Consider the following 18,379-nt stretch of genomic DNA (forward strand, 5'->3'; position numbering starts at 1 on the left):
GATCCGCGGGCCACGCCACACCGAGTCCCCCATGTCCCTGGCCTATACCGTATCTGGTCTGTTCGTAGGCGTCCTCGTCGGCCTGACCGGCGTGGGAGGGGGCTCGCTGATGACGCCGCTGCTGACGCTGCTGTTCGGCTTCTCGCCAGCCACCGCGGTCGGCACCGACCTGGCCTTCGCGGCCATCACCAAGGGGTTTGGCACCATCGCGCATCGCGCCCACGGCCACGTGCAGTGGCAGGTGGTGCGGCGCCTGTGCATCGGCAGCCTGCCGGCAGCCGTCGCCGCCATCCTGGTGCTGAAGAGCGCCGGCGAGCTCGACGGCCGGTGGCTGCATGCGATCCGCGTGACCATCGGCGTGTCGGTGCTGCTGACGGTGCTGTCGCTGCTGTTCCGCCGCCAGATGCTGGCCTGGCTGGAACGCAACCCGCGCTTCCAGCTGCATGGCCGCAAGCAGGTCATCGCCACCGTCATCGTCGGCGCGGTGATCGGCGTGCTGGTCACGGTCTCGTCGATCGGTGCCGGCGCGGTTGGCGCCACGCTGATCCTGCTGCTGTATCCCCATATGAAGCCGGCCGAAGTCGCCGGCACCGACATTGCCTACGCCGTCCCGCTGACGGCGCTGGCCGGGCTGGGCCATGTGTGGCTGGGCACGGTCAACTGGAATTTGCTGCTGGCGCTGCTGGTGGGTTCGATCCCCGGCATCTGGCTGGGCGCGCAACTGTCGCGGGCGCTGCCCGAGCGGCTGGTGCGCGCCGCCCTGGCGACCACGCTGACGCTGGTTGCCATCAAGCTCGTCTCCTGAATTCAACGAATACTGAACGGACCCCGCCATGTATCAGTACGACCAATATGACCAGCGCATCGTCGCCGAGCGCGTCGCCCAGTTCCGTGACCAGGTGCGCCGCCGCCTGGCGGACGAGCTGAGCGAGGAAGAATTCCTGCCGCTGCGGCTGCAGAACGGCCTGTACATGCAGCGCCACGCCTACATGCTGCGCGTGGCGATTCCGTACGGCCTGCTGTCGTCGAAGCAGCTGCGCAAGCTGGCCCATATCGCGCGCGAATACGACCGCGGCTATGGCCACTTCTCGACCCGCCAGAACATCCAGTACAACTGGATGGAACTGGAGCGCGTGCCCGACGTGCTGGCCGAGCTGGCCAGCGTCGAGATGCACGCGATCCAGACCTCGGGCAACTGCGTACGCAACATCACCACCGACCACTTCGCCGGCGTGGCGCCGGACGAGTCGGTGGACCCGCGCGTGCTGGCCGAGCTGCTGCGCCAGTGGAGCACGTTCCAGCCGGAATTCGCCTTCCTGCCGCGCAAGTTCAAGATCGCGATCTCGGCGTCGGCCGACGACCGCGCCGTGGTGCAGATGCACGACATCGGCGTCTACGCCTACAAGAATGCCGACGGCGAAGTGCGCCTGCGCATCCTGGCCGGCGGCGGCCTCGGCCGCACGCCGATCCTGGGCACGGTGATCAAGGACGACCTGCCGTGGCAGCACATGCTGACCTACATCGAGTCGGCCATCCGCGTGTACAACCGCTACGGCCGCCGCGACAACAAGTACAAGGCCCGCATCAAGATCCTGGTGAAGGCGATCGGCGCCGACAAGTTCGCCCAGGAAGTCGAGGAAGAATGGCAGTACAGCAAGGACGGCCCGGCCACGCTGACGCAGGCCGAATTCGACCGCGTGGCGCAGTACTTCACGCCGCCGGCGTATGAAAAGCTGGCCGATACCGACGCCTCGTACGAAAAGCACCTGCTCGAGGACAAGGCCTTCGCGCGCTGGGTGAGCCGCAGCGTGCACGGCCACAAGGTGCCAGGTTATGCCGCGGTGACGCTGTCGACCAAGCCGGGTGTGGCCTCGCCCCCGGGAGACGCCACCGACGCGCAGATGGAAACCGTGGCCGACCTGGCCGACCGCTTCGGCTTCGGCGAGCTGCGCGTGGCGCACGAGCAGAACCTGGTGCTGCCGGACGTGAAGAAGCAGGACCTGTACGCGCTGTGGCAACTGGCGAAGCAGGCCGGACTGGCGACGCCGAACATCGGCCTGCTGACCGACATCATCGCCTGCCCCGGCGGTGACTTCTGCTCGCTGGCCAATGCCAAGTCGATCCCGATCGCGCAGGCGATCCAGGACCGCTTCGACGACCTCGACTACGTCCATGACCTGGGCGAGATCTCGCTGAACATCTCGGGCTGCATCAACGCCTGCGGCCACCACCACGTCGGCAATATCGGCGTGCTGGGCGTCGACAAGGACGGTTCGGAGTGGTACCAGGTCACGCTGGGCGGCGCGCAGGGCAACCAGACCGCGCTGGGCAAGGTGATCGGCCCGTCGTTCAGCGCCGAGGAAATGCCCGACGTGGTGAGCCGCATCATCGATACCTTCGTTGCCAACCGCATCGAAGACGAGCGCTTTATCGAAACCCTGTCCCGCATCGGCATCGCCCCGTTCAAGGAGCGCGTCTATGCCGACAAGCAGCCGCGCGAACGCGCCGAAGCCTGAGGACCGGAGAGACTGAACATGGCAAAGATCATTCAACTGCAACGCGACGGTGCCAATCTCACCCCGGTGATCGTCGATGACAACTGGACCGTGTTGCGCGCCACCGAAGAGCAAGCGCTGACCGAAGAGCGCATCGCCGCCGTCGCGCAGGGCCAGGACGCCGTGCTGTTCCCGCTGTCGGTGTGGCAGGCCAATGAAGCGCTGCTGGCCGGACGCGACGCCGCCCGCACCGGCGTGTGGCTGGCGCCGGAAGACGAGCCGGGCGATGCCGCCGCATACTTCGAGCGCGTGTCGCTGGTGGCGGTGGACTTCCCGGTGTTCCGCGACGGCCGCGGCTTCTCCACGGCCTACCTGCTGCGCACCCGCTACAAGTGGCAAGGCCAGCTGCGCGCCATCGGCGACGTGCTGCGCGACCAGCTCAACTTCATGAAGCGCTGCGGCTTCGACGCCTTCGCGGTCCGTGCCGACAAGAACATCGACGACGCGATCAAGGGCTTCACCGAGTTCACCGTGACCTACCAGGCTTCGGTCGACGAGCCGCTGCCGCTGTTCCGCCGCGCGCGCGCCGAGGTCGGTGCGCAGCCGAAGGAAACGGCATGAGCACCGTGCTGAGCGATATCGCGGTGGTGGCGGAGGGCGGCGCCGGCGCGGTGTCGGGGTTGCGGCCGCCGGCACTGTGGGTCGCGCCCGCGTACACCGGCAGCATCGAAGCGCTGGAGCAGAAAGAGCGCGAGCTGGCCGAGCGCCTGGCGGGCATCGCCGGCCGCTTCTTCCGCGCGCGCTTTGCCTCGAGCCTGGCCGCCGAAGACATGGTGCTGACCGACGCGATCCTGCGCGGCAGCGAAGCCGTGCGCGCGGGCATCCGCGTGTTCACGCTGCAGACCGGGCGCCTGCACGCCGAGACCCTGGCGGTGCTGGACAAAGTGCAGGCGCACTACGGCTACACCATCGAGCAGTTCACGCCCGATGCCGAAGCGGTCGGGAACTACCTGAAGAAGCACGGGCTGAACGGCTTCTACGACAGCATCGACGCGCGCAAGTCGTGCTGCGGCATCCGCAAGGTCGAGCCGCTCAACCGCGCGCTGTCGCACGCCGACGCCTGGCTGACCGGCCAGCGCCGCGAGCAAGCCGTGACGCGCGCCGAGCTGCCGTTCGAGGAACTGGACGAAGCCCGCGGCATCCCCAAGTTCAATCCGCTGGCGGACTGGAGCGAGGCCGAAGTGTGGGCCTACCTGAAGCGCCACGACGTGCCGGTCAACGACCTGCACGCCAAGGGCTACCCCAGCATCGGCTGCGAGCCGTGTACGCGCGCGGTACGCGCGGGCGAGGATGTGCGCGCGGGACGGTGGTGGTGGGAGTCGAAGGACTCGAAAGAGTGCGGGCTCCACGAACAGAACATCAAGCATTGAGGCCGGAACAAAATGGGCATCATGAACGACATCGCAGAAGCCACCTCGGGCGTGGCTCACCTGTTGCAGGTACAGAACGACCATCTCGACCGCCTCGAGGCGGAATCGATCTACATCATCCGCGAGGTGGTGGCCGAGTGCCGCAACCCGGCGCTGCTGTTCTCGGGCGGCAAGGACTCGATCGTGATGCTGCACCTGGCGCTGAAGGCCTTCCGCCTGGGCGAGCGCAAGATCGAGCTGCCGTTCCCGCTGGTGCATATCGACACCGGCCACAACTACCCGGAAGTGATCGCGTTCCGCGACCAGCGCGTGGCCGAGCTCGGTGCGCGCCTGGTGGTGGGCCACGTCGAGGACTCGATCAAGCGCGGCACCGTGCGCCTGCGCAAGGACACCGATTCGCGCAACGCGGCGCAGGCGGTGACGCTGCTGGAAACCATCGAGGCGCACAAGTTCGACGCGCTGATGGGCGGCGCCCGCCGCGATGAAGAGAAGGCGCGCGCCAAGGAGCGCATCTTCTCGTTCCGCGACGAGTTCGGCCAGTGGGACCCGAAGGCCCAGCGCCCCGAGCTGTGGAGCCTGTACAACGCCCGCATGGCGCAGGGCGAGCAGATGCGCGTGTTCCCGATCTCGAACTGGACCGAGCTGGACGTGTGGCAGTACATCGCCCGCGAGAAGCTGGCGCTGCCGCCGATCTACTACGCGCACCAGCGCGAGGTGGTGCGCAAGAACGGCCTGCTGGTGCCGGTCACGCCGATCACGCCCAAGCAGGACGGCGATGTCAGCGAAGTGCTGTCGGTGCGCTTCCGCACCGTCGGCGACATCAGCTGCACCTGCCCGGTGGCCAGCGTTGCCGATTCGCCCGAAGCGATCATCGCCGAGACCGCGGTGACCGAGATCACCGAGCGCGGCGCCACCCGCATGGACGACCAGACCAGCGAAGCCTCGATGGAGCGCCGCAAGAAGGAAGGCTACTTCTAAGCCGCACGCAGCAAAGGATCCAGACATGACTCACCAAGCAACCCACCAAGGCCTGCTGCGCTTCATCACCGCCGGCTCGGTCGACGACGGCAAGAGCACGCTGATCGGCCGCCTGCTGTACGACAGCAAGGCCGTGCTGTCCGACCAGCTGACCGCGCTGGCCAACGCCAAGAACAAGCGCACCGCCGGCGAGCAGATCGACTTCTCGCTGCTGACCGACGGCCTGGAGGCCGAGCGCGAGCAGGGCATCACCATCGACGTGGCCTACCGCTACTTCTCGACCGCGCGCCGCAAGTTCATCATCGCCGATACGCCGGGCCACGAGCAGTACACCCGCAACATGGTCACCGGCGCCTCGACCGCCGACGCAGCCATCGTGCTGGTCGATGCCACGCGCGTGACCGTCACGGACGGCCGCGCCGAACTGCTGGCGCAGACCAAGCGCCACTCGGCGATCCTGAAGCTGCTGGAAATCCGGCACGTGATCGTCGCCGTCAACAAGATGGACCTGGTCGACTACAGCGAGCAGACCTTCAACGAGATCCGCGCCGCCTACGCCGAACTGGCCGAACAACTGGGCCTGAAGGACGTGCGCTACGTGCCGGTGTCGGCGCTGCGCGGCGACAACATCGTGCACGAGAGCGACGCCATGCCGTGGTACCAGGGCGAGCCGCTGCTGCCGCTGCTGGAAGAGCTGCCGGTGGAAGAAGCCGCGCCCGAGGACGACGCCGCGCTGCGCTTCCCGGTGCAGCTGGTGATCCGCCAGGATGGTTCGCAGTCGGACGACTTCCGCGGCTATGCCGGCCGTGTCGAGGCCGGCACCGTGCGCGTCGGCCAGAAGCTGCGCGTGCTGCCCGCCAATCGCGAGGCCGTGGTGGCCGAAGTGCTGACCCCGAACGGCGCCGCCGAATCGGCCAACGTCGGCGACACCGTCACCGTGCGCCTGGCCGAGGACGTCGATGTATCGCGTGGTGACATGTTCGTCGCCGCCGATGCGACCGCGGCCTCCGCCAAGAAGCTGCAGGCCGACCTGTGCTGGTTCGACGACGAGTCGCTGAACCCGTCGCGCAAGTACGTGCTCAAGCACACCACGGCCAGCGTGTTCGCGCGTGTGTCGGCGGTGGAGCGCGTGCTGGACGTGCATACGCTGTCGCACGAGACCGGCCGCCACGACATCCGCCTGAACGATATCGGTTCGGTGCAGATCTCGCTGCAGAAGCCGATCGTCTGCGATGCCTATGGCGATAATCCGGCAACGGGCGCCTTCGTGCTGATCGACGAGGCGACCAACCACACGGTGGCCGCAGGCATGATCCGTGCGTTCTCCTGATCGGTAACGGACAGGATCGACCGGACAAGGGGTTGGAGATGGGCAGGCAGGCACAGAAGACTTACGGCAAGGTGGCTCTGATCGGGGCCGGCCCCGGTGCGGCAGACCTCATTACGGTGCGTGGTGCACGGCTTTTGGGCGAAGCCCAGGTGGTGCTGCACGACGCGCTGGTGTCGCCGGAGATGCTGGCCTGGTGTCCGCAGGCCGAGCTGGTCGAGGTCGGCAAGCGCTGCGGGCAGCGCTCGACCGCGCAGCTGTTCATCAACCGCCAGATCGTCGACCTCGCCGGCAAATACGAACGCGTGGTGCGCCTGAAGGGCGGCGACCCGATGCTGTTCGGCCGCGCCGACGAGGAACTGCAGGCGCTGGAAGCGGCCGGCATCGAGTATGAAGTGGTGCCCGGCATCACCGCCGCGCTGGCGGCCGCGTCCGCGATCGGCAAGCCGCTGACCAAGCGCGGCGTGTCGCGCAGCGTGGCCTTTGCCACGCAGGCCAAGGCCGCGGACGGCGAGGGCTCGCCCGATATCGAAGCCGCGGTCAAGGCCGACACGCTGGTCTACTACATGGGCCGCGACCAGGCGGCGTCGATTGCCGCGCAGCTGATCGCGCATGGCAAGCCGGCGTCGACGCCGGCATGGGTGGTGGAAGCCGCCACCACGCCGCAACAGCGCAGCCGCGAGTTCACGCTCGGCCAGATGGCGGCTGGCGAGGCGGCCGCCTGGATCGATCCGGTGCAGCCGAGCCTGCTGATGATCGGCGCCGCGCTGGCCGCGCGCGCGACCGAGGCGCCGCGGGAGGATGCGGGCGTGACGGAAGTGCGCACGCCGCGCGCTGCCTGAGAGTATTTTCTCCCCTCTCCCATTTATGGGAGAGGGGCGGGGGTGAGGGCGGGAGCCTCCACGAAGTGAGGCATCAAGGTGCTTGCCAGCGCCCGCCCTCACTCCCGGCCCCTCTCCCGCAAGCGGGAGAGGGGAGAAGACCGGCGGCATCGACGCGTTGAAAGTAAATACCCCGTGCGGAAATCCGGCACGGGGTATTTTTCATTGAGGTGGTCAGGACTTCAGGAAGCGGGCGCAGCCCCCGGCAGCGACGCCACACAGTAAGCCGCAATCGCCTCCAGCACCGCATCAGACTCACCCACCGCGGCCGCGCAATGTATGCGCAGGCCGGGATGGGCCTGCCGGCACTGGTCGATCAGCGCAGGCAGATCGCGCCGGATATGGCCGCCCTGGCCGAAGAACACCGGCACCACGGTGATCTCGCCCACGCCGTCAGCGGCGAGCTCGGCCAGTGTCTCCGGCAGCAGCGGCGACATCAGTTCCAGGAACGCCAGCCGCACCGCGCAGCCGGGCAGGGCGGCCACCAGCTTCTGCCGCAGCCGGTCGAACGGCTCGCGCCAGCGCGCATCGCGCGCGCCGTGCGCGAACAGGACCAGGGCGCGGTCTGCCATGGCGGTGCTCCTCAGTGCCGGTCCACCCAACGCAGCGCCAGCAGCGCCACCATCAGGTAGAGCGTGCCGGGCACCAGCGCCGAGATGATCGGCGGCCAGGTATGCAGCAGGCCGACGTGCGAGAACAGCGTGTTCGACAGGTGGAACGACAGCCCCAGCATGATGCCGCCGAACACCTTCACGCCGACCGCGCCGGCGCGCGCGTGCAGGTAGGCGAACGGCAGCGCCAGCGCCACCATCACGAACAGCGTCAGCGGGTAGATCACCTTTTTCCAGAACGCGATCTCGTAGCGCTGCGTGTCCTGCTTGTTGTCGCGCAGGTGGCGGATATAGCGGAACAGGTCGAGCGTCGACATCCGCTCCGGCGTGACCAGCAGCACCGACAGGATCTGCGGGGTCAGCTCCGAATGCATGGCCACGCGCGGGAACTTGACCTGCTCGGCGCGGAAGTCCGGCGCCAGCGCATCGCGCGCCGGCGCGGCGGGCGCGGCCGGCGTGGGCTGTGCGCCCTGGGCCTGCGGCGCCAGCTCGACGAAGCGGGTCTCGCTGACGTTCTGCAGCTCCCAGGACTGGCCGCCCTGGTAGCGCCCCTCCTGCGCCACGCGGATCACGCGCAGCCGGTACTGGGGGTCGAACTCGTACATGGTGATGCCGGTGATGGTCTGGTCCGGCCGCAGCCCGGCGACATTGACGAAGCGGGTGATTTCGCCACCGCCGGCGGCATCCTTGTCGCGGTCCTTGACCCAGACCCCGGAGCGGAAGCCCGACGACACGGTGGCGCCGATCGCCTCCAGCTTGACCTTCTGCGCGTACTGCTCGGCGCGCGGGCCGATGAACTCGCCGAACAGAAAGGTCACGAGCGCCAGCGGCACCGCCAGCTTGAACAGCGAGAACAGCGCCTGGCGCGTGTTCAGCCCCGCCACGCGGAAGATGGTGTACTCGGACTGGCTGGCCAGCTGCGAAAACACATAGATCGCGCTGATCAGCACCGCGATCGGCAGCACCTCGTACACCCGCGTGGGCGCCTGCAGCAGGACGTGGAACAGCGCCACCAGCGAGGTGTACTGGGCGTTGACGTTCTCCAGCTCGTTGAGCATGTCGAAGAACACGAACAGCGACAGCACCGCGAACAGGATGAAGGCGAACACGCTATAGACCAGCCGGCCGAAATAGCGTTCGTAGACGCGCAGGATCCTCATGCCCGGCCTCCGGCGGCGCTCGCGGCATCGCGCTTGCGCAGCCCGAACACGGCGCGCCAGCCACCCAGGCTGCGGTTCTGGCGATAGCGGAACAGCAGCAGCGCGCCCAGGAACACGATCAGGTGGATCGGCCACCAGGCCAGCCAGAACGGCACCGAGCCGTTGCGCACCCAGGACTGCGTCAGGTTGACCAGGTTGCTGTAGGTCAGGTAGATCAGCACGGCGAACACCAGCGGCGTGTAGCGGCCCAGGCGCGGGTTCACGTAGGCCAGCGGGATCGCGATCATGACGAAGTTGAAGGCGAGGATCGGCAGCGAGATGCGCCAGATCAGCTCGCCCAGGTTTTCACGCGTGGGGTTGCGGATCAGCTCGATGGTGTCGCGGCTCTTGGGCGGCAGCTTGGCCTCGGACTCGGGCGGCTTGTTGTCCACCTTGACCGCATAGCGCTCGAACTCGACGATGCGGTAGTCGATCTGGCCGGGCGTGCCGGAATAGCGGCGGCCGTTTTCCATCACCACCAGGCGGTCGCCGTTGGGCATGGTCTCGAACTTGCCCTGGTGCGCCAGCGCCACGCCGATCTTGTCGGCTTCGGCATTGGCGACAAAGACATTGCGCGCGTGCTTCATGTCGGCGTCGATGCCCTCGATGAACAGCACGTAGTTGGCCTTGGCCGGTTCGATGAAGCGGCCCGCGGCGATCATCGACATCACCCCGCGCTGCTCGAAGCGGTCGCGGAACAGCGCGCTCTGCTGGTTGGCCCACGGCCAGGCGAACATGCCCAGCAGCAGCGCCAGCACGATGAAGGGCGCGGCGAACTGCAGCACCGGCTTGACCAGGTCGCGCAGCGAGATGCCGGCCGAGAACCACACCACCATTTCCGAGTCCTTGTACCAGCGCGTCAGCACGATCAGGGTGGAAATGAACAGCGTCGCCGACAGCAGGATCGACAGGTAGCCGATGGTGGCCAGGCCGATCAGCATCAGCACGTCGTTGGGGCTGGCCTTGCCGTTGGCGGCCATCCCCAGGATGCGGATCACGAGCGAGGTGAGCATGAAGGTCAGCATCACCAGGAACACCGCCCCGGCGGTGTAGGCAAGCTCGCGTCGCAGGGCTTGTTGAAGGATCATGCGGGTTCGGTTCCGGGCTGCCGGCCGGAGCGGGCGATGTGCCGTGCGAGGTGCCTGGCAGAACAGCTGGCTGACGGCACAGCGTGCTGTCAACGTGACCGGGGCGTATCAGCGGCGGCAGGTCGCGGGGTAAAAATCGCGGATAATGGAGGCTTTCGTGTCTAACGAGCCCCTGGAAGGAAGCGCGATGGAATTTAGCACAAAAGCCCTGGATTGGAGCAAAGCCGGCCAAAATGGTTTCCTGGCGACCAAGACCGACTGCCTGGTGGTCGGCCTGTTCGAAGGCCAGAACCTCGGCGGCGTCGCCAAGGCCCTCGATGTGGCCACCAAGGGCTTGGTGGGACGGCTGGTCAAGCAGGGCGACTTCGAAGGCAAGCGCGGCACCCACCTGATGCTGCATGAAGTGGCCGGCGTGGGCGCCGCGCGCGTGCTGCTGGTGGGCCTGGGCAAGGAAGCCGATTTCACCGACAAGGCCTTTGCCGATGCGGTACGCACCGCGGTGCGTGCGCTGTCGTCCACGCGTGCGGCCTCGGCGTTGTGGTGCCTGGCGCAACAGGCGCCGCAGCAGCGCGATGTGTCGTGGGCCGTGATCACCACCATCACGCTGGTGCGCGAGGCCGGCTACCGCCTGCTGGAGCGCCATCCGGGCCTGAAGCGCGCCAATGCCCAGAGCGCCGCCAGCGGCAAGCCCAACGGCAACGACAAGGCGTCGCTGCGCAAGGTCGTGATCGCGGTCGACAGCGGCGATGCCCGCGCCGCCACCCAGGCCGCGGTGCGCGGCACCGCCATCGCCAACGGCATGGAGCTGACGCGCGACCTCGGCAACCTGCCGTCCAATATCTGCACCCCGACCTACCTCGCCAATACCGCGCGCAGCATCGCCAAGCGCCACAAGCTCAAGGCCGAGATCCTCGGGCGCAAGCAGATTGAGGCGCTGAACATGGGCGCATTCCTGGCCGTGACCAAGGGCAGCGAGGAGCCGCCGCAGTTCATCGTGCTGCGCTATGACGGCGCCGGCGCCAAGCAGGCGCCGGTGGTGCTGGTGGGCAAGGGCATCACCTTCGATACCGGCGGCATCTCGCTCAAGCCGGGCGAGGGCATGGACGAGATGAAGTACGACATGTGCGGCGCGGCCTCGGTGCTGGGCACGATCCAGGCCGTGGCCGAGATGGGCCTGAAGCTCAATGTGGTCGCGGTGGTCCCCACCTGCGAGAACATGCCCAGCGGCATCGCCACCAAGCCGGGCGACGTGGTCACCAGCATGTCGGGCCAGACCATCGAGATCCTGAACACCGACGCCGAAGGCCGCCTGATCCTGTGCGACGCGCTGACCTATGTCGAGCGCTTCAAGCCGGCCGCGGTGATCGACGTCGCCACGCTGACCGGCGCCTGCATCATCGCGCTCGGCCACGTCAACAGCGGCCTGTACGCGCGCTCCGACGCGCTCGCCGACGCGCTGCTGCAGGCTGGCCGCCGCGCCATGGACACCGCCTGGCGCATGCCGCTGGACGACGAATACCAGGACCAGCTCAAGTCCAACTTCGCCGACATGGGCAATATCGGCGGCCGTCCGGCCGGCAGCGTCACCGCGGCCTGCTTCCTGGCGCGCTTTACCGAGAAGTACGACTGGGCCCACCTGGACATCGCCGGCACGGCGTGGAAGAGCGGCGCGGCCAAGGGCGCCACCGGCCGTCCGGTGCCGCTGCTGACGCAGTTCCTGATGGACCGCGCCGCCTGAGCGCGGTGCCACCGAGCCGGAGCGGAAACCGTCCATGACGCGCATCGACTTCCACAGCAACGTGCCGGACGTGCTCGGCTATGTCTGCCGGCTGGTCCGCAAGGCCTACGGCGCCGGGCAGAAGGTGGTGATCCACGGCGCGCCGCCGCAGCTGGCCGACCTGGACGCGCGCCTGTGGACGTTCTCCGCGCTGGACTTCCTGCCGCATTGCGGACTGGAAAGCCCGAACGCGGCGGTGACCCCGATCCTGCTGGCGGCGACCACCGAAGGCGTGCCGCACCACCAGTTGCTGATCAACCTGGCTGACGAGGCGCCGGCGCAGTTTGCCAGCTTCGAGCGGCTGATCGAGGTGGTCGGCGCCGGCGACGCCGCGCGCGAGGCCGGCCGGCAGCGCTACCGCTTCTACCGCGAACGCGGCTATCCGCTGACGCACCACGACATCGGCCAGCCCAAGGGAGACGCCGCATGAGCGAACGCACCACCTCGCGGGTGATCCCGCGGCCGGAACCGCACGACAGCATCCCGCTGCTGACCGAGGTCGTCGACCTGCCCGATGCCACCGAAGCGCCGGCGCAGGCGGGCGCAGCGGCGGACGACGGCGTGATCGACACCTTCGGCATGGACGATGCCGGCATGGTGATGCAGGTGGGCGACACCGGCGACGCCGCGCTGGACGACGCGATCGTGCCGGCCCAGCCCGCAGCCGGGACTGGCACCGCCACGGACACCGACGACGACCTGCGCGCAGTGCGCACCGAGCTGCTGAGCCGCGTGATGATGCGCTTTCGCACCGAATGGCCGCAGGTGGTGGCGGCCCACACCGAAGCCACGCTGCAAGCCCGGCTCGCGCCGCTGACGGCGCAGCTGGCCAGCGAGCTGACCCAGTCGCTGGAAGCGCGGCTGGTGGAGTGGCTGGATGCGACGCTGGAGGAGATGGAGCGGACCCCGGGCGAGGATTGATGTTTGCTCCCCTCTCCCGCAAGCGGGAGAGGGGCAGGGGGTGAGGGCAGGCGCTGGCATACCGACGGGCAAGACTTCGTCGAGGCTCCGGCCCTCACCCCCACCCCTCTCCCACTTCGCGGGAGAGGGGAGCGTCTGCCAGGGGCGACGGTACTGCAAGCGCTCCGCAAACAAAAAAGCCTGCGATCCCGCGCAGGCTTTTCGCCATCCAATGCCCCGCAATCAGTCCGTCACCGCGCCCTTGCTCGCCGTCGACGCCAGTCGCGCAAACTTCGCCAGCACCCCGCGCGTATAGCGCGGCGCCGGCGCCTTCCAGCTGGCGCGCCGCCTGGCCAGTTCTTCCTCCGCCACGTTCAGCTGCAGCAGCAGCCGGTGCGCGTCGATCGTGATCGAATCCCCTTCCTGCACCAGCGCGATGGTGCCGCCGACGTACGCCTCCGGCGCGACATGGCCGACCACCATGCCCCAGGTGCCGCCCGAGAAGCGGCCGTCGGTGATAAAGCCGACCGACTCGCCCAGGCCCTTGCCGATGATGGCCGAGGTCGGCGCCAGCATTTCCGGCATGCCGGGGCCGCCCTTGGGGCCCAGGTAGCGCAGCACCAGGATGTCGCCGGGGTTGATGCGGTCGGCCAGGATCGCGTCCATCGCGCTCTGCTCGTCCTCGAACACGCGTGCCGGGCCGGTGATGACCGGGTTCTTCAGGCCGGTGATCTTGGCGACCGCGCCTTCCTCGGCGAGGTTGCCCTTGAGGATGGCCAGGTGGCCCTCGGCGTAGAGCGCCCGCTCGATCGGCAGGATCACGTCCTGGTCGGCGCGCGGGGCGTCGGGCACGTGCTCGAGTTCTTCGGCCAGCGTGCGGCCGGTGATGGTGATGCAGTCGCCGTGCAGCAGGCCGGCCTTGAGCAGGATCTTCAGCACCTGCGGGATGCCGCCGGCGCGGTGCAGGTCGGTCGCGACGTACTGGCCCGAGGGCTTGAGATTGCAGAGTACCGGCACCTTGCGGCGGATGCGCTCGAAGTCGTCGATGGTCCATTCGACTTCGGCGGCGTGCGCGATCGCCAGGTAGTGCAGCACCGCGTTGGTGGAGCCGCCGGTGGCCATGATCAGCGCCACCGCGTTCTCGATCGACTCGCGCGTGATGATGTCGCGCGGCTTGAGATCCCGCTTGACGGCCTCGACCAGCACGCGCGCCGATGCGGCGGCGCTGTCGACCTTTTCCTGGTCCGGATTGGCCATGGTCGACGAGTACAGCAGCGACATGCCCAGCGCCTCGAACGACGAGCTCATGGTGTTGGCGGTGTACATGCCGCCGCACGAGCCGGTGGACGGGCACGCGTTGCGCTCCACCCCTTCGAAGTCTTCCTCGCTCATGCGCCCGGCGGTGAACTCGCCGACGGCCTCGAATGAGGACACGATGGTCAGGTCCTTGCCCTTCCAGTGGCCCGGCTTGATGGTGCCGCCGTAGACATAGATGCCCGGCACGTTGGTGCGCGCCAGCGCAATCATGCCGCCCGGCATGTTCTTGTCGCAGCCGCCGATCACCACCACGCCGTCCATCCACTGGCCCTGGGCCGCGGTCTCGATGCAGTCGGCGATGACCTCGCGCGAGATCAGCGAATACTTCATGCCCTCGGTGCCCATCGACATGCCGTCGGAGATGGTGGGCGTGCCGAACACCTGCGGATTGGCGCCGGCGGCCCGGATCGCGTCGATGGCCGCGTCGGCCAGGCGCTGCAGGCCGGCGTTGCACGGCGTGATGGTCGAATGGCCATTGGCGATGCCCACCATCGGCTTGTCGAAATCCTCTTTCTGGTAGCCGAGCGCGTAGTACATCGAGCGGTTGGGGGAGCGCGCCACGCCTTGCGTGATGTGCCGGGAGCGCTTGTTGAATGCCATGGTGGGGTCTCCGGGATCCTTGTTCTGTGCCGCCGCGCGGGCGCGCGGCGGGCGCTGTGATGGGGCAAGAATGACGCGTGCGTTTTGGCGTGTCAAATGGATTGTTCGGGCGTTGGCGGGCGCAGGCCCACGGGTCGCGCGGGCGGGGCGCGGCGGGGATTTGTGACATCATTACGGGCTACGATGCGTGCGCGGGCCCGTTGTTGGCATTGCCGTGCAACCTTCGCCGCACCCGCGCGTCATACCTGGCGCCGCACCGCCGGCGCCGCCGCTGCCCCCACAACCACCATTCACGCCAACATGCTGATTCATCCCCAGTTCGACCCGGTTGCCATCCACCTGGGCCCGCTTGCGATCCGCTGGTACGGGCTGATGTACCTGGCCGGGTTCGTCATGTTCCTGTGGTTCGGGCGCCTGCGCATCCGCCAGCCGCATGTCGCGGCCAAGGGCTGGACCACGCGCGACCTCGACGACATGCTGTTCTTCGGCGTGCTGGGCGTGATCCTGGGCGGGCGGCTGGGCTACGTGCTGTTCTACAAGCCGTCGTACTACCTGGCGCATCCGATGGAGATCTTCAAGGTGTGGGAAGGCGGCATGGCCTTCCATGGCGGCTTCCTCGGCGTGGTGGTGGCGATGTGGCTGTTCGGCAGGCTGCGCCGGCGCCACTGGATGGAAGTGACCGACTTCATCGCGCCGATGATTCCCTGCGGGCTGGCCGCCGGGCGCATCGGCAATTTCATCAACGGCGAGCTGTGGGGCCGCGCCACCGACCTGCCGTGGGGCATGATCTTCCCGCAGGCCGGCGACAACATCCCGCGCCATCCGTCGCAGCTCTACCAGTTTGCCGGCGAGGGCGTGGCGCTGTTCATCCTGCTGTGGCTGTTCGCGCGCAAGCCGCGGCCGATGGGCGCGGTGTCGGGCGTCTTCCTGATCGGCTACGGCGCGTTCCGCTTCGCCGCCGAGTTCGCGCGCGAGCCCGACAACTTCCTCGGCCTGCTGGCGCTGAAGCTGTCGATGGGGCAGTGGCTGAGCCTGCCGATGATCCTGGCGGGCATTGCCATGGTGATCTGGGCCTACCGCCGCCAGCCCGGCGCCGGCGCGCCGCAGCCGGCGGCCTGAGCCCGGTTATTTGCCGGCGCGGCGCAGCACGTCGATGCGCGCCTGGGTGTGCGGGTGCGTGGACAGGAAGTCTTCGGCGGGCTCTGCGCCGGTTTCGGCCGGCTTGCCTTCGCGTTGCTCCAGCGCGACCAGCACGTCGGCCAGCGCCGCCGGCGGCAGGCCGTTGCGCTGCATGACGTCGATCGCATAGGCGTCGGCCTCGCGCTCGTGGTCGCGTGAATAGCGCAAGGTCAGCATCGCGGCCGGCACGCCCGCCAGCACCGACGAGATATCGCCGAACAGGTAGGCCGACAGCGCGGCCAGCGCCGAGCCCTGGATCACCTGCTGCAGCCCGTGGCGTCGCGCCACGTGGCCCGCTTCGTGCGCCAGCACGCCCATCAGGCCGGCGCCGGTGCCCGCCAGGGCCACCAGCTCGTCGGTGACGATGATGGTGCCGCCGGGCAAGGCCAGCGCATTGGCGCCAAATTCGCCGCCCTGACGGAATTCGATGCGGTAGTCGTGCGCCGCGTCGCGCGGGCGCCGCAGCGCCGCGAAGCCGGCGCGGATGCGGGCCTGCTCGGCGGCCGGCAGCTGCGTCGGCCCGACCATGCCGTTGTCCAGGCTCGCCAGCGTCAACTGGCCGAGCCGGGCCTCCAGTTCGGCCGGCACCGCGCGTGCCATCATGCTCGCGCCCCACGGCAGCAATACGTAGTAGCCCAGCACTAGTACCGCCACCAGCGCCGCCACGGCCAGGCCCGCCAGGCGCCAGCTGTTCTGCGCGCGCGCCACCAGGCTGTCGCGATGGCCGGTGGCGGCCAGCAGGCGGTCGAAGGCGGCATGGTCGGTAACCTCGCAGAAGGCGCCGTCGGCGAAGGTGACCAGCCGCGGCGCGCGCCGCACGCGCTCCGACACGCGCAGCTGCGACAGCGGCGCGCGCCGCAATTCGGCGCCGTCGGCGTCGCGCAGCACGGCCTGCTGCGCCTCCACCGCGAGCGTGGCCGGGTGCGCGCGCGACGAGCGGCCGTCGAAGAAGGTGACCGGGATCATGGCGCGTCAGAGCGCGATATCGATGTCGTACCAGTCTACCGCCGCGTCTCCCAGCGCGCCCACTTGCTGGGCTGCGCCGGCGACGAAGCTGTCGAGCGGGCCCGCCGCCAGCATGGTCACGCACTGCAGCCGGTAGCGCGTGGCGCGCACGCGCGCGAACGGCAGGAACAGGCCGAGCGTCAGGGCGATGAGGATCAGGTTGGTGACGAAGATAAAGACCATGCGCGCGGCGCTCACCTCGCTGCGGAACGCGTGCGGCGCCAGCGTGGTGTGGCTCCACACCACGTTTTGCAGCCGCGCCATCAGGTAGGGGCTGACCGCCAGCATGCCCAGGTAGAAGCCGGCGATGCCGAAGCCCAGCAGCGCCGCCGCGCCGAAATTGCCGATGCCCGGCGCCATCACGAAGCCGGCCGCGGCCATCGCCAGCGTGCCCGCCAGCACCACGCCGAAGGCGCGCAGGTAGGCCTGGTAGAAATCGCCCGCGCCGGCGTGGAAGCCGAACGGTGCGGTGCCGAAGCGGGTGTGGTTGTGCTGGTAGCGCTTGAAGCGCTGGTGCGCCACCGGCCCCAGCAAGCCAAGCGTGGCCACCGCGGCGAGCGGCCACAGCACGAACACGCGATAGGCTTCGGCATCGCCGCCGGTGAAGCCGAAGCGCAGCCCGCGATAGCTGGAGTTGGCCATGCGGAAGCGCAGCGAACGCACCAGCAGCAACGGGAACACCGCCAGCAGCACCAGCAGCATTGCCAGCGCCAGCAACGGCGAGAAGGTCGACGCGAACTGGAACGCGAGCACCAGCGCGAACACGATGGCCCGGCCCTTCAGGATTGCGGACGGCTTGCCGTGGTAGTCGAAGCTGGCGCCGTCCAGCCGCGTATTGCGATAGAAGTACTGCAGCGTGCGCACCTTGGCCCAGGCGGAATAGATGCCCAGGGTGACGATGGTCAGCAGCGCATTGACGATCCAGATGCGGAAATACTCGGAGCCCGAGCCGGTGAAGCTCAGCCCCAGCGGCCGCAATGCCGCAGCGCGTGGGCCGGCGGGAGATGCCGGTTCGGCGGGGGTGGCGGCCAGGGTGAAATCGCTGCTGCCAGCTTGCATGGCGTGCACTCCAGAGTGATGGGCGATGGATACAGGGAAGCCGGCGGGGAAGCTTGGGGGCGGCAGGGCCGTTTCAAAAACGCAACGATGCTGGCCCCGGCAATTGCGGCGACGGCCTCACATTCTGACATCGATAAATACCGCGGACGGCACAATTTGCATGGACGCTTGCCGCCAGCCTATGCCGAAACGTCAGCACCATGGAAAACCCTCGTAACACTTCGGAAACATCCTGTTACACTGATCTCGTCTTGTAACAAATTTCGGTTCGGTGCCATCCATAAAATCAAGGGCTTAGCCCGACTGGCACGTAAATCGCTAGTGTCATTGTTACAAGATGAGCGGCAAGCCACAGCCGCCACGGCAGTGCCAGGGGGGAGTACGACTCTTCGGGTCGAGAGTTACGCTAGCCGCGCTGCACGGAACAAAGGGCACGGGAAAATCCACGCGCTTGGCGCGTTTGCAACAGGGGTGGCGCAGGGCCAGCGCCAGGTCAAACCATGGACCCACGCGGCAGATGCATTCGCATCCGC

At 68.2% G+C, this 18,379-nt stretch carries 17 protein-coding genes; 11 read left to right on the forward strand and 6 right to left on the reverse strand.

Annotation, left to right across the window (positions count from 1 at the left end):
• Nucleotides 1-31 precede the first annotated feature (31 nt).
• The 7 genes from LIN44_RS04855 to cobA are packed head-to-tail and all read left to right on the forward strand — an operon-like array spanning nt 32 to nt 7,072.
• Nucleotides 32-805 carry a sulfite exporter TauE/SafE family protein gene (locus LIN44_RS04855; RefSeq protein WP_227313733.1) on the forward strand — a complete coding sequence of 258 codons (774 nt, stop codon included), beginning with the start codon at nt 32-34 and terminating at the stop codon, nt 803-805.
• Between the two features lie 28 nt (nt 806-833).
• A complete protein-coding gene (locus tag LIN44_RS04860; protein ID WP_227313734.1) occupies nt 834-2,516 on the forward strand; it encodes a nitrite/sulfite reductase in 1,683 nt (560 codons plus the stop codon).
• An 18-nt stretch (nt 2,517-2,534) separates the two neighbouring features.
• Nucleotides 2,535-3,116: a DUF934 domain-containing protein gene (locus LIN44_RS04865; protein WP_227313735.1), complete on the forward strand. Its 582-nt coding sequence runs from the start codon at nt 2,535-2,537 to the stop codon at nt 3,114-3,116.
• Entirely contained in the window at nt 3,113-3,925 is an 813-nt protein-coding gene (locus tag LIN44_RS04870; protein WP_227313736.1) for a phosphoadenylyl-sulfate reductase, read from the forward strand. Before LIN44_RS04865 ends, LIN44_RS04870 begins: the two co-directional genes overlap by 4 nt.
• Nucleotides 3,926-3,937: 12 nt before the next feature.
• Complete coding sequence (gene cysD / locus LIN44_RS04875) at nt 3,938-4,903, forward strand: sulfate adenylyltransferase subunit CysD (RefSeq protein WP_227313737.1); 966 nt, start codon at nt 3,938-3,940, stop codon at nt 4,901-4,903.
• A 25-nt stretch (nt 4,904-4,928) separates the two neighbouring features.
• The gene (locus LIN44_RS04880) at nt 4,929-6,233 is read left to right on the forward strand and encodes a sulfate adenylyltransferase subunit 1 (RefSeq protein WP_227313738.1); all 1,305 of its coding nucleotides are present in this window, start codon (nt 4,929-4,931) and stop codon (nt 6,231-6,233) included.
• A gap of 38 nt (nt 6,234-6,271) precedes the next feature.
• Entirely contained in the window at nt 6,272-7,072 is an 801-nt protein-coding gene (gene cobA / locus LIN44_RS04885; protein WP_227313739.1) for a uroporphyrinogen-III C-methyltransferase, read from the forward strand.
• Between the two features lie 221 nt (nt 7,073-7,293).
• Here cobA and LIN44_RS04890 read toward each other — a convergent pair whose 3' ends face one another.
• From LIN44_RS04890 to lptF, 3 genes are read right to left on the reverse strand one after another with little or no spacing between them, the layout of a single operon-like run.
• A complete protein-coding gene (locus tag LIN44_RS04890; protein ID WP_227313740.1) occupies nt 7,294-7,683 on the reverse strand; it encodes a sirohydrochlorin chelatase in 390 nt (129 codons plus the stop codon).
• Nucleotides 7,684-7,694: 11 nt separating this feature from the next.
• Nucleotides 7,695-8,882, reverse strand: a complete 1,188-nt coding sequence (lptG, locus tag LIN44_RS04895) for an LPS export ABC transporter permease LptG (RefSeq protein ID WP_227313741.1) — start codon at nt 8,880-8,882, stop codon at nt 7,695-7,697.
• The gene (gene lptF / locus LIN44_RS04900; RefSeq protein ID WP_227313742.1) at nt 8,879-10,009 is read right to left on the reverse strand and encodes an LPS export ABC transporter permease LptF; all 1,131 of its coding nucleotides are present in this window, start codon (nt 10,007-10,009) and stop codon (nt 8,879-8,881) included. Before lptF ends, lptG begins: the two co-directional genes overlap by 4 nt.
• A 187-nt stretch (nt 10,010-10,196) precedes the next feature.
• On the opposite strand from lptF, the gene LIN44_RS04905 reads away from it, so the two are divergent.
• Genes LIN44_RS04905 through LIN44_RS04915 form a run of 3 tightly spaced genes read left to right on the forward strand, consistent with a single transcriptional unit; the run spans nt 10,197 to nt 12,707 of the window.
• Complete coding sequence (locus LIN44_RS04905; RefSeq protein WP_227313743.1) at nt 10,197-11,747, forward strand: leucyl aminopeptidase; 1,551 nt, start codon at nt 10,197-10,199, stop codon at nt 11,745-11,747.
• 34 nt (nt 11,748-11,781) lie between these two features.
• Nucleotides 11,782-12,216 (forward strand): DNA polymerase III subunit chi, encoded by a 435-nt coding sequence (locus tag LIN44_RS04910; protein ID WP_227313744.1) that lies wholly within the window; start codon nt 11,782-11,784, stop codon nt 12,214-12,216.
• Entirely contained in the window at nt 12,213-12,707 is a 495-nt protein-coding gene (locus tag LIN44_RS04915; RefSeq protein ID WP_227313745.1) for a DUF2486 family protein, read from the forward strand. The genes LIN44_RS04910 and LIN44_RS04915 overlap by 4 nt, the downstream gene beginning before the upstream one ends.
• 222 nt (nt 12,708-12,929) lie before the next feature.
• Here the strand turns inward: LIN44_RS04915 and ilvD are convergent, their stop codons facing one another.
• Complete coding sequence (ilvD, locus tag LIN44_RS04920) at nt 12,930-14,603, reverse strand: dihydroxy-acid dehydratase (protein WP_227313746.1); 1,674 nt, start codon at nt 14,601-14,603, stop codon at nt 12,930-12,932.
• Between the two features lie 300 nt (nt 14,604-14,903).
• Here ilvD and lgt point away from each other — a divergent pair, with 300 nt between their 5' ends.
• Entirely contained in the window at nt 14,904-15,722 is an 819-nt protein-coding gene (gene lgt / locus LIN44_RS04925) for a prolipoprotein diacylglyceryl transferase (RefSeq protein WP_227313747.1), read from the forward strand.
• 6 nt (nt 15,723-15,728) lie between these two features.
• Here lgt and LIN44_RS04930 read toward each other — a convergent pair whose 3' ends face one another.
• Together LIN44_RS04930 and LIN44_RS04935 are read right to left on the reverse strand one after the other, a co-directional pair.
• Nucleotides 15,729-16,748 carry a M48 family metallopeptidase gene (locus LIN44_RS04930; protein WP_227313749.1) on the reverse strand — a complete coding sequence of 340 codons (1,020 nt, stop codon included), beginning with the start codon at nt 16,746-16,748 and terminating at the stop codon, nt 15,729-15,731.
• Between the two features lie 6 nt (nt 16,749-16,754).
• Nucleotides 16,755-17,846 (reverse strand): YjgN family protein, encoded by a 1,092-nt coding sequence (locus LIN44_RS04935; RefSeq protein ID WP_227313750.1) that lies wholly within the window; start codon nt 17,844-17,846, stop codon nt 16,755-16,757.
• Between the last annotated feature and the right edge of the window lie 533 nt (nt 17,847-18,379).

It is taken from the genome of Cupriavidus sp. MP-37 (assembly GCF_020618415.1).
In the GTDB taxonomy this organism is placed as follows: domain Bacteria; phylum Pseudomonadota; class Gammaproteobacteria; order Burkholderiales; family Burkholderiaceae; genus Cupriavidus.

What these genes read in the sequence shown, in the direction of transcription:
- LIN44_RS04855 (WP_227313733.1), top strand. Translation starts at nt 32, where the DNA reads ATGTCCCTGGCCTATACCGTATCTGGTCTGTTCGTAGGCGTCCTCGTC.
- LIN44_RS04860 (WP_227313734.1), top strand. Translation starts at nt 834, where the DNA reads ATGTATCAGTACGACCAATATGACCAGCGCATCGTCGCCGAGCGCGTC.
- LIN44_RS04865 (WP_227313735.1), top strand. Translation starts at nt 2,535, where the DNA reads ATGGCAAAGATCATTCAACTGCAACGCGACGGTGCCAATCTCACCCCG.
- LIN44_RS04870 (WP_227313736.1), top strand. Translation starts at nt 3,113, where the DNA reads ATGAGCACCGTGCTGAGCGATATCGCGGTGGTGGCGGAGGGCGGCGCC.
- cysD (WP_227313737.1), top strand. Translation starts at nt 3,938, where the DNA reads ATGGGCATCATGAACGACATCGCAGAAGCCACCTCGGGCGTGGCTCAC.
- LIN44_RS04880 (WP_227313738.1), top strand. Translation starts at nt 4,929, where the DNA reads ATGACTCACCAAGCAACCCACCAAGGCCTGCTGCGCTTCATCACCGCC.
- cobA (WP_227313739.1), top strand. Translation starts at nt 6,272, where the DNA reads ATGGGCAGGCAGGCACAGAAGACTTACGGCAAGGTGGCTCTGATCGGG.
- LIN44_RS04890 (WP_227313740.1), bottom strand. Translation starts at nt 7,683, where the DNA reads ATGGCAGACCGCGCCCTGGTCCTGTTCGCGCACGGCGCGCGCGATGCG.
- lptG (WP_227313741.1), bottom strand. Translation starts at nt 8,882, where the DNA reads ATGAGGATCCTGCGCGTCTACGAACGCTATTTCGGCCGGCTGGTCTAT.
- lptF (WP_227313742.1), bottom strand. Translation starts at nt 10,009, where the DNA reads ATGATCCTTCAACAAGCCCTGCGACGCGAGCTTGCCTACACCGCCGGG.
- LIN44_RS04905 (WP_227313743.1), top strand. Translation starts at nt 10,197, where the DNA reads ATGGAATTTAGCACAAAAGCCCTGGATTGGAGCAAAGCCGGCCAAAAT.
- LIN44_RS04910 (WP_227313744.1), top strand. Translation starts at nt 11,782, where the DNA reads ATGACGCGCATCGACTTCCACAGCAACGTGCCGGACGTGCTCGGCTAT.
- LIN44_RS04915 (WP_227313745.1), top strand. Translation starts at nt 12,213, where the DNA reads ATGAGCGAACGCACCACCTCGCGGGTGATCCCGCGGCCGGAACCGCAC.
- ilvD (WP_227313746.1), bottom strand. Translation starts at nt 14,603, where the DNA reads ATGGCATTCAACAAGCGCTCCCGGCACATCACGCAAGGCGTGGCGCGC.
- lgt (WP_227313747.1), top strand. Translation starts at nt 14,904, where the DNA reads ATGCTGATTCATCCCCAGTTCGACCCGGTTGCCATCCACCTGGGCCCG.
- LIN44_RS04930 (WP_227313749.1), bottom strand. Translation starts at nt 16,748, where the DNA reads ATGATCCCGGTCACCTTCTTCGACGGCCGCTCGTCGCGCGCGCACCCG.
- LIN44_RS04935 (WP_227313750.1), bottom strand. Translation starts at nt 17,846, where the DNA reads ATGCAAGCTGGCAGCAGCGATTTCACCCTGGCCGCCACCCCCGCCGAA.